The organism is Vibrio sp. Vb1127 (assembly GCF_033338735.1).
GTDB classification, from domain to species: domain Bacteria; phylum Pseudomonadota; class Gammaproteobacteria; order Enterobacterales; family Vibrionaceae; genus Vibrio; species Vibrio alginolyticus.
Genome location: NZ_JAWOTF010000007.1, coordinates 20,666 through 33,116, shown reverse-complemented (window position 1 = coordinate 33,116; position 12,451 = coordinate 20,666). Strand labels below are relative to the sequence as shown.

The window sequence follows — 12,451 nt, the reverse complement described above, 5'->3', positions numbered from 1 at the left end:
ACTTTTTTCATACCTTTCGAGTTCCATAAAAACAAAAAAATTTGAAAACCCAGTATAAAGATCCTTACTTGTTGTCATTAAAGCAATTAGTGCGGTGGGATAATGATAAATATGACAAATCTGTTGCGCTCAGTCGACAACAGCCATAAAGGGCTGCAATTGCTATTAGGCGATTTTTACCAAGATTTCAGTGACGCAGGGATTGATATTGAGATGCTGCATAAACAAAACCGTTTTGAAGCACTCAGATGTTATTCAAAAAGACTAAAGACCATTCTCGTCTTGTTATGTGATGACGACTTACCACCAAAATTGGCAAAGATTGAACACTTAAACAAACACCATTTCCCTGCTCCTAATGAATTGATCGAGGACGTTAAAACCGAGCTTAACAACGTAAACAAACAAATTAGCCAGCTGTTAAAAATCGAAAATTCAATCGATAGCCGCACAGGTAGTGAATCGTAGGGGTGGCTCATGAGTAATAAGCAAATAGAACATCACCTCAAAAAGGCGCTCGTTTCGAACAACGAAGCTTCGAAGGTAACAACAGACGATACAATCGTGCTAGCCAGTGCAATGACCAGCGTACACAAAACCTTGCTGGTTATCTTTTTGCTTTCCATGGTGGCTATCGCCGTGGCATCTCAGGCTCGTATCGACATTGTGGTGTCGGTGCGCGGTGAGCTATTGCTCGAATCTGACATCGAAAAAGTGCAACACCTTGAAGGCGGTATTCTAGAAGAAATGCTAGTGCGCAAAGGCGAAGTAGTTTACGAAGGTCAGCCTATTGCACGCCTTCGCTCTCTGGATAGAAACACTCAACTCGATACGGTAAACACAGAGATCATTCAGCTAGAGCTAGACAAGATTCGTTACGAAAGCCTGCGCGATATGGTGGAACCCGATTTTTCTGCCTACATCGAAAACTACCCAGAATTAGTGCAAGTCAACATGAATACCTGGCAGCAAGAATTTTCTAAAAACCGTTCCAATGAAGAGTTGATCACTCACGATATCCAACATAAGAATTCGCTTATTGATTCAATGCTCAAGCGCCGTAAAAGCTCCGAGAACCAGCTCTCCTTGATACGCAAGCAGCTCAATATTAAGAACACCTTGTACAAAGAGGAAATGGCGTCTTACGTCGATGTTCTGAATATGCAGGTTCAAGAGTCAAACATGGTGCGTGAGATAGAAAACCTTGATGAGTCGGTCATGAATGAGCGCTTCCAACTCGACAAACTAGAGAAGCAGTACCGAGACTTGGTGGAGAATCGTAATGCCGAGTATCAAGCACAAATCATTCAAGCAAACAAGGACTTAAAGTTGAAACGTATATTACGTCCTCAACACTCAGATAAAGTGGATCGCCTCGTGGTTTACGCCCCTATTGACGGTGTAGTAGATAAAGTGCACTTCAACTTCCGCTCCGCTGTGATACCGCCAGGTGAAAGCATCGCGGACATTGCACCGATCAATAACGCCCTTCACGGAGAGGCGAAGATCCCGCGTAAAGACATGGGCTTTGTAGAAATCGGACAAGCGGTCAAAGTGAAGATGGATACCTACAACTTTGCCAAATACGGATTTTTGGAAGGTCGAATTGCATCGATCAGCCGTTCTTCTTATGAAGAAGAAGACGCTGAATTCTATCTCGCGGAAATCCAAATCAGTCAAAACTATCTAGAGCGCGGAGGCACACAATACAAGCTGTCCCCTTATATGGAGTTTACCGCAGACGTGAAAACAGGTTCACGCCGGGTGATCGAATACGCAGCGAAGCCGGTTATGTCGGCTATCGAAGACGCATTCGATGAGAGGTGATGGATGAGTAGCAAACCTTCTTACAATATTTCCGTTCCTGTTATGCGCCTAAGCATTGCTTTCAGCTTGATGCTGGCTGCCCTCGCCTTTTATTTGTATATCTCTTGGGAAAAAGTGGATTCAGTCGAGAAAGTGCAAAACGCGCCTCTTTTGGTTCAAGCTCAACAGCTCAACCAAACTATCGAGTTTGATATTCAAACGCTTCAACGCTGTTTAAGCGCACGTTATTGCAGTACAACAGAGCTTGATTTTGAGGTTCTGAAAGACGAAATTGACCAGTTTAAGTCTCTCGCGTCACTCAACAAAACCGAGTTTAGCTTGGTAGGCGCGACCGAATATACGCAGCTTGAACTGGCGATTAATCGCTTCTCGGACAGCTCAAAAACGCGTGACGATGTGTTGGCACTGTATCTCTCGCTCACCAATAACTACCTACAAATGGACGACAACTATCGCACCATGTTTAACAACCACGCGAGCGACCTAATGATGGAGAAAAACGAGTTCTTCATTTGGTTGTTTATGGTCGTTGTTGTGTTGGTTGGTATCGCCGTTCTATCGAATTTAGTGGCAATCCTAAAACTGAAAAAATCCAGTTCGAATGAGCGAGACATTGACCAAGAATTCGATGGGCTTTATCAAGAGCTCAAACAACTGGATTTACAAAGGTTAGAAGAGTTGCTGAATGAAGTGAGCATCAATCCGAAGCAGCGTCAGATCTACTCTCACTTAAAACTGATTTTCAGCAAACTCGAAGAGCAAAAACGCAATAACGATCTCTACAAACAGCTCTATGCTCTTATTGGTTACGAGATTCGAGGCATCACCAACACCATTAACGGCGGTGTGCAATATCTTGTACAAGAGACCGATGAGAGCGGCGTGTTGATGGCGCAAGATATAACCTCGGCTGCCAATACCCTGTCTGAATTGGCAGAGAACTACAACCGACTCATTTCACAAGGGACCGAGAGCAAATCGAAAGAGTTTTCACTGCTTAATGTGCTGTCTGAATTGATGATTCACATCAGTTCAAAAGTACAGCGGAATGAAGGTGAACTAGACTGCTTTATCTCGGATAACCTACCAAATCGTGTTGAAGGACAGTCCACCAGCTTATTCTGGGTGTTGTTCCTACAGCTATCGAATGCCATCCAACTCAAAGCCGATAAGAAACTGTTTGTCACCATTGAATCGGGCGCGGCGTCAGACATTGAAAACACTCGCCTGACCATCAATCTAAACTTCTTAACCACACTGGATGTGCCGTTTGCCAAGCTCAATACTCTACACTGGAGCGACCATAAACAGCACACTGCAACCAAAGACGATTTGGCGAAAAGCGTACTGAAAGATTACGGCTATTACGAGAGCCATTGGTATCAATCGGGCAATCAGGAACGTTTTCAAATTCAGCTCGATTTGAAAGCCAAGAGCTTCCACACCGAGAAAACTCGCTTCGACAATAAGCGCCTATTACTGTGTGCCAACTCTCAGCTGCGCATTGATGTGATGAACAAAATGCTCGTCAACTTGGGCTTAGAGATTACGCCAATTCGCACACCGAACGAGCTCTTCTCTACTGCAAAAACCTTTGGCGAATACGACGCCATCATGCTGACCGACACGTTCGAGCCAAACAAGCTGCCCTCACTGAGCAAAACGGTGAAATCGCAACTGCGCAATCACCCGAATACTAAATTGCTGCTTTCAGTCACTAGCACTCAGCAAGCACAAGAGAGCCATACCTTTGTCGACAAGATTCTGAACTCTCCTGCGATTCCGTATGAGTTCATCCCCAATCTTTTAGCAATCATGGAAGCGGAAGCCTCAGAAGATCAGATGGAGAACAGCTCATTCCTGATTGTTGAGGATGACCGTGTTCAACAGATTCTACTCAAACGTATTTTGAGCAAGCAAGAATACGAAGCCGATACCGTTGGCGATGGCGCAGACGCCGTTCAGCACTTCATGAATCAGCGCTCGGATATCATTTTTATGGACTGCATCATGCCAGGCATGGGCGGTATTGAAGCAACCAAACGCATTCGACAATACGAACAAGAGAACGGACAAAACCCCTGCACCATCATAGGTGCGACAGCATTGACCAGCAGTAATGAACACCAAGCTTGTATCGAAGCTGGAATGGATTACGTGATCAGCAAACCTTATAAAAACGACGAAATCATCAAGGTGATCAACAAGTATGTGGCGGTACAGAAACTTAACTAGCTGCGTATTGGCAGCGCTTACATTGAGCAATGCTCCTTCGGCAATGGCGACCACCTTGCTTGAGGCGGTCAAACTCGGCTTGGAAAACAACTTATCTCTGCGCGCTAGTGACAAAGGCGTGGAAGAAAACGAATACAACATCGACATTAGCCGCTCTAAGTTCCTACCCTCTTTAAACGGTGCTGCTGATACCACATGGAATGAAAACGAGACCATATTAACGGGAACACCGGATACGCGTTCTAGCTACAACTCAAACAGCTACAGCGTGTCTTTATCTCAATCAGTGTTTAACCTTGGCGACATCTTCAAATACGGCACCGCGAAACTTGATTTCAACATTGAAGAAATCAAACACGAGAACAAAATCCAGAGCACCATTTCTGAAATCGCGACGCAATATTTCGAGTACCTGAAAAACAACGCGCAAATCAAAGCCACCAAAGTCGAGCTTAAATCGTCTGAAACACGTGAGCGCCAAATGCGTCGCAACGTGGAGCTTGGCAACACTGCGGCGAGCGAGTTGTATGAGGTAATTGCTCAGAAAGAAGGCATTGCCAACCGCTTAAGAACCTTAGAGAAAGATCGACGTGTGATTTTGAACGGTTTAGAGATTCAAGTTCAATATCCAGTCACCCCATCGCAGGACATCTACGAAAGCGTGCCCTTGGCGGAAATCAGCGAATCCGAACAACGCGCGATTCTTGAACAAGCTTTGAAGCTCAATAACGATTTATTGGTTGCGAAGAAAACCGTAGAACGCAGCCGAAGAGGGTTGAAAGAAAGCGGTTCAAACTTTGTGCCGACGGTATCGCTCTCTGCCAGTTACCGTTACGACGATGCGAACAACTATGACCGAACCGACCCCACCGCAACAGGGGACAGTAACTCCACCAGCGTCGGTTTGAACTTGAATGTGCCGATTTTCTCCGGCGGTTCGGATTACTACGGTTATCAAAAATCGTCGACTGCCATCGAGCGAACGGAGCTGCTGTACCAAGATTCGTTGTTCACAACTCGCAATAGCGTTAACACCTCGGTACTCAACATTAATGACTTCTCCCGCGCTATTAGCAGTTACGAGAACATCATCCGTGCCAACTACGCTTCCTACAAAGGCATTCAACGCGCCTACCAACTTGGCACGCGAACCATTACCGACTTACTGGCCGCGGAAAGTAAACTGTTTAGCGCGCTACGTGATTACGAGAGCGCGCGTTATGACTACATCATTGAATCGATCAATCTTGAGCAAATCAAAGGCATGCTATCGGTTCAATCTATCGAAAGCATCATGCAGTTGATGAGCGATATCGAAGGCAGAAGCAATCAAGACTTAGTTCCAAAACACCTTCTCTCTAAACCATCGATTAAGAAAGGAGGTCGCAATGCAAACTGAGCACTTTTCCCAAAAGATTAACTTTGCTGACAAGTGTTATCTGACTTTCTCAACGGTCATCTCAACACTGTTTGGTTTAGTGCTGCCCTTTTCGATTCTTATTATCTTTGACCGTGTTTTACCTAACCAAGCCAAAGACACGCTGTTTCTTCTGTTTGCCATTATCTTGATCACCATCTTCCTCGACTATCACTTAAAGAATCAGGAAGAGAAGATTTCGTCGGTGATCATGAAGCAATTCGAAACCAACTTAACCAACAAGGTGTTTCAATCAATCTGTTTGGCTGAGATATCGAAGTTTCGTCGTCTAGAACCCGGTGAATACCTAGAGCGTATTGCGACCATTCCAGAGATTAAATCCTTCTTTGGCGGAGAATCTGTACGGGCATTGATCAACCTTGCCGTCAGCATACTGACCATTCTGATTATCGGTGTGATCAACATTTGGGCGGGAGTGACCATCTTGCTCGCCTCCATCATTTTGGCGGTGTTCGCACTGAGCCTATCTAAGCAGAAAATCAACAGCTTAGAAAACAAATCCGACATCGAAGGCTTAACTACTTCTAAAATCATCGAGATCATCTCTAGCCCACTCGATATCAAAGCGCGCAATATGGAATATCGCGTTGAGAGCCTCATGACACAAATGGTGGAAGAGCGTGAAGTCGAGAACATCAAATACGAGCAAATTGAATCGAACTTCAGCCTTATCTTGTCGCTCATACAACAGCTCTCCATTGCTTGTGTGGTGGTAGTTTTGGCAACGGCAGTTATCAACATGCAATCTAGCCAAGGCATCATGGCTGCCATCATCATGCTTACCAACCGCTACTTCGCGCCATACCAGCAAGTAATGCGCACGGTGAGTCGATGGGAGTTGAACAAGCTTCATATTCAACGTATCGCCGAGCTGCTTGAGCTTGCGGCATCTGTAGAACAACAAAATGATACGACAGAAGTCGAGCGCATCTCGGTGAAGTATTCGGAAAAGCAACGCATCGAGTTTGAACGTGGTCAGGCTTACTTGCTGACGGGGAAAAGCGGCGCAGGCAAAACCCATCTTGCCAATTGCATTACGCGGCAAAACACCGACAACAAACTGGACATTAAGATCAACGAGACACCACTCGATGACGTCAACTACAACGTCTGGCGTAATAGCGTGCTCATGGTCGACAAAACCAGTTCGTTCGTCGAAGGCACCATCATCGACAACTTGACTTGTTTCCGCCCAAGCTTAAATAACACGGCATTTGCGCTTTGCGAAACCATGAACATCAAAGCACAAATCGATGCCCTTCCCGCTGGTTTTTACACCGAGCTTAAAGGACATTTACGCAACCCATTCTCTCGCCAAGTCGCTTATGCCCTGTTGTTGGTGCGTGCCTTACTCGCGAACAAACGTGTGTTGATCTTCGACGACATCGACTGTGTTTATGATGACGACTTTGCTCGATTGGTTTTGACCAGTACTGCCTATCGCGCCAACGACAAAATACTCATCATCGTCAGCAATAAGATGGACAAGCTCAATCATCGCCTCAAACGCGTCAAACTTACCGGAGGTGACCAATGAGTATTTTGGTTGATTTTAATAATGTCCCTCAGCGCTTGTTGGACTTTGAGGCTCGCAGTTATGACGAGCGATACAATCAGTCACCTTTGATTCGTGGTTTAGCTTACACCCTCATTGCGCTTGAATGGGAAGGCACACCTTCTATCCTCAGTGACGCTTTTATCCCTAAACCAAAAGACAGCGACAGTTTTGTTGCCACGATTGAACGCCTTGGTTACCGTTGTGACGTCACCAAATTAAAAACGTTGGAACACATCGAGGGGCACCCTCATCCTTGTTTTATCGAGATCGAAAACCTCACTGCGATTTTCTTGGGCACCAAAGACGGCAAACTGATCCTGTTTGATTACACCAATAACAACACCATTGAATACCCGCTCTGCAAGAAGCCATGTTTGTTGGTCTCGATCAGCGAATACTCGCGCTTGTTCCGAGAGCCGCCACCTGAATCTCAAGACCGCAGTAACTGGATTAAATACGCGTTTTATCGCTACAACAATGAACTCAAGAGCCTGATTATCCTCAGCTTCGTGGTCAGTATTCTCGGCGCACTCCAGCCCTTTTTTATTATGAGTGTGTACAACTTCGCCTTGACGTCTAGCTCGCAAGCCACGCTCTATTGGCTCACGTTGTTTGCCGTGATTGTTGGGTTTTCGGAATACTTTTTCAAGAAAATGCGAGTCAACATCATTGCCACGTCAGGTAAGGATTTGGCGGTACACATTTCTCAAGCGGTTATATCCAAGCTTTTATGGCTCCCTTATGCGATGACATCCACCGCTGGCGTGTCTTCTCAGTTGGCGCGTTTGAAAGACATCGACACATTCCGCCGATTGGTAACGGCAGAGTCAACTTTGAGCTACTTCGACATGCCGTTTGTTATCGTGTTCATTGTCGCGATTGCCATCATGTCAGGAACCGCAGCATTGGTCGTCATGGCGGGTTTGATTCTGATGTTGGTGTTCTGTGTTTATTCTCGTTACATCTATTCACAAGCCACGTCTAAGAGCTCACGCGCTAACGCCATGGTTTCTTACCAATGGAATGAGATTCTTCGCGGTATAAAAACCATCCAAGGCTTGCCATTGTTGCGTGTTATCCAGTCCCGCTTTAGCGCATCGCATTTACAAAGCACCAACGATGCAGAACATGTTTCAGTGACTAATAGCAGAGTTCAGGCAGCAGGCGGGAGTTTGATTCAGGTTATTGGTACCGCAAGTATCGTCGCGGCCGTTATCGGCGTGATGGACGGCACCTCCGATGCAGGTGCAATGCTCGCTACCGTAATTTTAGTCTGGAAGGCGTTGGGGCCTATTATGGGCATCTACAACTCTATTTCTAAGTTCCAATCCATTAAGGCGTCTTCTGCGCAAATCAACAACCTTATGGCGATGAATGACGATAAGCTAACGTTAGAGAAAAGCCCCCCTATTCGCCTATTTCAAGGTAGTATCGTCGGCTCTGGTGTGAGCCATCGTTATAGTGGTGCGGCAACAGGTTTAACTAATCTTGGTTTTAAAATTCCACCGGGCGCAAAAGTTGTGATTTGTGGACCAACAGGTTGCGGTAAAACGACGCTCATTTCTATTATCGCTGGGCTAGAGGAACGCTATCAAGGCTCAGTTTCGGTGGACGGTTATAACATCAAACAATTCAACAGTTACCGCTATCGAACCTCGATTAACTACATCCCGTTTAACCTGCATATTTTTGAAGGCTCCCTGGAGACTAACTTCATCTTGCATAATGGGTTAATCCCAACAGAAAAAATGCGTGAAATGGTGAGTTTCTTTGAGCTCGATACATGGTTGCCACAAGGCCTGGACACTCAATTGAGCGTTGATATCTGCAAAAGTTTACCAAATGGTATTCAACAAAGGCTGCGGCTCGCATTAGGGCTAGGCAACTGCGAACAATCTTTGATTATCATTGACGAGCCATTTAATGGTGCAGAGCAAGAAAACTCGCACTACTTCAAGCGGTTATTCAGCGACAAACTACTCAATAAGACCGTTATTTTCTCAACGAATGATCCGGGCATGATCTCTACTTCCAATATGAGCTTAGTCTTGGAGCCAGATGGCAACTTGAAGTATTTCGGGTTAACCGATAAGTACTTAAAAAGTCTAAGTTAAGTTCGGAATGTGGTGTGGTTCATCATTCATAATTGAGCACGGTCATTGACAAAAATGTAAACGATGAGACTATTTACTCTGTAAGCGCGTACACTAAGGAATCCGATGTATACATTTGTTGCAGACAAATTGGATGTGGTTTATTTATCAACGATACCAGAAAACTACCAGTTACAAGACTTCGACGTGCCTGAAGAAGAACTCGAAATTCGTGAAATTGTAGAGGTATGGTATGAGTGTGCGTTTCTTCCTGACTTTAACCTTCAACACATCGACATCGAAAACAAAACCGCATTAGTCGAGACACAAGCGCAAGTCGTAAACAACTACACAAGTACGCTCGCTTTTTTACTCAAAAGTCGTACTTATCGCGCAGCACTTAACCGATTATTGAGTGTATGGAGATTGGAGGCAGCAGCTAAAGCACAGCTTGAGCTGCTGTTACTTACGGAAGAACAGAGTAGCAAGCCAGTAAATTAATCGGCTAGGATAAGGGGCTAAAAATCTTAAACCCAACCATCGAATCGGAGACGTTTCTGCACGCGTTCAACCGCCTCAATCTGCATCTGACGAACACGCTCGTTAGATACGTTTAATAACAGGCCTATTTCCGACAAGGTTTTCACTCTCTGGTCAAATAATCCGAATCGATGGACCAAGACTTTCTGCAACTTAGTTGGCAAAGTTTTAATAATATTTTCAATAGCTTGAGCAAAGCACTGGTTTTCACAGTCTTGTTGTGGATCTGGCGTATACTCACTTTCACACAGTTCAAGAACAAATGGAACACGATGTAGGTCCGCAGTGGTCGATACATCAATAAAGCCACTAAGCGCAACAAGTTCATCTATACGCTCTGCTTTCACCCCTGAGCAGCGTGAGAGTTCAGAAATAGACAACTCCTTGCTCTCACTTTTTGACGCATCGAGCTTTTTTAAAGCCAGGCTATTTATCTCTTTGCACACATGAGCAGGTAAACGTACCGTGCGGCCATTGTTCATTAATGCCGCTTCTATATTCTCGCGAATCCACCATACCGCATAAGTAGAAAAACGGTAGCCTGGCTCAGGATCGAACTTATCGACCGCTTTTATCAAACCAATATTACCTTCTTCTATTAAATCGAGCAGAGTAAAGTTATTGCCTGGCCGTTTGAGGTAGCCTTTTGCGATTTTCACAACAAGTCGAAGATTAGACTCAATCAACATTTCGCGCGCTTCTTCATCACCAGCTCGATTAAGTTTGGCGTAATGCAACTCCTCTTCACGAGACAACAAATCAATCCCCACAATATCTTTGAGATAGTGAGCATAAGGGTCTTTCCCAACTGACAACGATTCTTTCATTGACAGTTCATCCGTGACAGCTCGGAACCTAGCAAAGCATTCGTTGTTCATTCCCCGTCCTTCTCAAGCCAACTTATTTATTATCTTCTTTAATTGTTTTTGTACAACACTGTATGCATCATGCTTTATATGCATTACTTTACACTGAGTGTAGACAGGGGTTCTGATCTTTACCAAGAAATCACTTATCACTTTAAAACAATTACTGCTTCTATGATAAAAACGTGAGCAGGCGGGGGTTTATATATATGAAAGTGATAGTATTTGTACGCAAATTGGCCTCAAAGAAAACAACGCAACGTGATCGTCAACGCTTACCACGTTACTCTAACTAAAACTTTGAGGCTTGAGGATGGTTTGAAGTATCAGTTGAATTAGCGAGATCTAATTCACTTGACGAAGCGCAGGTTGAAGCTGACAGTCTGTTATAACTTGGAAAACTGCACGATTCTTTCCTTCAGACTTACCTTGATACATCAACTCGTCAGCATCTTGCAAGCTCACGATGTGGGTAAACTCAGGATAGTAAGCACAGCCCAAACTGATACTCAAATGAATTGCTTGTCCACCCAGTATAACAGGCTGATCGTAAACTGCTTTACAGAGCATATTGGCAAAATTGAGTGCTTCTCGCTCTGACAGAGACGACGTAACGAGTGCGAACTCTTCTCCTCCAATTCTCGCCAATGTCATTCGGTCATCAGTCATCGACTTAGCGGCTTCTGCGATGGCAACTATTGCTCGGTCTCCAGCAAGGTGGCCATATCGATCATTGATTGATTTAAAATCATCAATATCAAACACCATCACCGTTAAGTTTCGCTTCAAATGATTCAGTAGCGCCAATTGCTCAATAAGGTGTCTACGGTTGTATAGCTTTGTGAGAGAATCCGTCAACGTCATCTCCAGCAATTGCTGATTGGCAATCGTTAATTGCCTTGTCCGAAGAGCAACCATACGTTTGAGGGCAAAAATATGATAAAGCGTTGCAATCGCCATAATGAAAATAGCAATAGGGAAAAGATAAAGTGGATAAACCGTTTTCACCACACTCCAACGGGTGAGGATCCGCTCACGATCCGTATCGATGACTTTTTCAAACGCTCTTGATACCTCTAAAATGGAAGTTGCACTGTGCATTCCTGCTGCAATCCGAAGATCTTTACTATATAAGCTAATTGTCGGGACAAACATACCCGCTCCCGGCGTGGTTGCCATATAAAAGTTAGCAACTTGCAGGTCTGCAACAAAGTACAGCACCTTTTTATCGACGGCGGCTTGTATCATCGAATCATTGTTAATGTATTCTGCGATAGGTGCATTCGGGTAATTCGTCTGAACAAACTCAGACTCGTAACTTCCTTTAACAACGCCAATTGGCAGCGTCATTTCGCCAGTTAAAACACTCCTGATATCAACCGAAAGTACATCTTTATTTACGTACAATTTGGTTTGGATAGGCATTATGACTGCGCCAAAGTCCATATACTTCGCTCTTTCGGGCGAGTAGACAAGTCCTCCGTGAAAGTCAGCCTTACCCTCTTTTACGGCTTGTAAAGAAGCATCCCAATCCAAAAGGAGAAACTGAACGTCGATTTGGTTGTTCGCCGCGTACTCTTTCCAAAAGTCGATTAAAATACCTTTAGGTTCACCATCTGGGCTAAGGTAAGAGAACGGCTTCCACGCTTTGGAGTTAGCAACAATTAAAGAATGAGACTCTGACTTGTGTGCATGCGCCATCGGACAAATGGACAGCCACAGTAGTAATAAAGAAGCACACGCTTTTTTACATTTGCAACCATAAGTACCATAACTCGTCGATGACATACCTACTTCTCACCAGTCTTTTTAAACCATAATCTCGGCTGTTTGATTAGACTAAAGATATAGTAGAGTTGCATAAGACAGGAAGTGACGCTTATTGATATGAATC

At 44.6% G+C, this 12,451-nt stretch carries 9 protein-coding genes; 7 read left to right on the top strand and 2 right to left on the bottom strand.

The window, feature by feature from the left end:
- Positions 1-99: 99 nt before the first annotated feature.
- The 7 genes from R7H07_RS11590 (at position 100) to R7H07_RS11560 (ending at position 9,652) form a co-directional block, all read left to right on the top strand.
- Positions 100-468 carry a hypothetical protein gene (locus R7H07_RS11590; RefSeq protein ID WP_025998718.1) on the top strand — a complete coding sequence of 123 codons (369 nt, stop codon included), beginning with the start codon at positions 100-102 and terminating at the stop codon, positions 466-468.
- A 9-nt stretch (positions 469-477) separates the two neighbouring features.
- Positions 478-1,827, top strand: coding sequence for an HlyD family type I secretion periplasmic adaptor subunit (locus R7H07_RS11585; protein WP_053307833.1), 1,350 nt, complete (start codon positions 478-480; stop codon positions 1,825-1,827).
- 3 nt (positions 1,828-1,830) lie between these two features.
- A complete protein-coding gene (locus R7H07_RS11580; RefSeq protein ID WP_053307834.1) occupies positions 1,831-4,062 on the top strand; it encodes a response regulator in 2,232 nt (743 codons plus the stop codon).
- The gene (locus tag R7H07_RS11575) at positions 4,037-5,461 is read left to right on the top strand and encodes a TolC family protein (RefSeq protein ID WP_017821589.1); all 1,425 of its coding nucleotides are present in this window, start codon (positions 4,037-4,039) and stop codon (positions 5,459-5,461) included. Before R7H07_RS11580 ends, R7H07_RS11575 begins: the two co-directional genes overlap by 26 nt.
- Positions 5,451-7,037, top strand: a complete 1,587-nt coding sequence (locus R7H07_RS11570) for an ATP-binding cassette domain-containing protein (RefSeq protein ID WP_053303763.1) — start codon at positions 5,451-5,453, stop codon at positions 7,035-7,037. Before R7H07_RS11575 ends, R7H07_RS11570 begins: the two co-directional genes overlap by 11 nt.
- Entirely contained in the window at positions 7,034-9,172 is a 2,139-nt protein-coding gene (locus R7H07_RS11565) for an ATP-binding cassette domain-containing protein (RefSeq protein WP_206958931.1), read from the top strand. Before R7H07_RS11570 ends, R7H07_RS11565 begins: the two co-directional genes overlap by 4 nt.
- Before the next feature lie 105 nt (positions 9,173-9,277).
- On the top strand, positions 9,278-9,652 hold the full coding sequence (locus R7H07_RS11560) for a hypothetical protein (RefSeq protein WP_005375619.1): 375 nt from the start codon (positions 9,278-9,280) through the stop codon (positions 9,650-9,652).
- Between the two features lie 26 nt (positions 9,653-9,678).
- Here R7H07_RS11560 and R7H07_RS11555 read toward each other — a convergent pair whose 3' ends face one another.
- Both R7H07_RS11555 and R7H07_RS11550 read right to left on the bottom strand, forming a co-directional pair.
- A complete protein-coding gene (locus R7H07_RS11555; protein ID WP_206958933.1) occupies positions 9,679-10,569 on the bottom strand; it encodes an RNA polymerase sigma factor RpoD/SigA in 891 nt (296 codons plus the stop codon).
- Between the two features lie 333 nt (positions 10,570-10,902).
- Positions 10,903-12,345 carry a diguanylate cyclase domain-containing protein gene (locus R7H07_RS11550; RefSeq protein ID WP_132936358.1) on the bottom strand — a complete coding sequence of 481 codons (1,443 nt, stop codon included), beginning with the start codon at positions 12,343-12,345 and terminating at the stop codon, positions 10,903-10,905.
- Positions 12,346-12,451 lie beyond the last annotated feature (106 nt).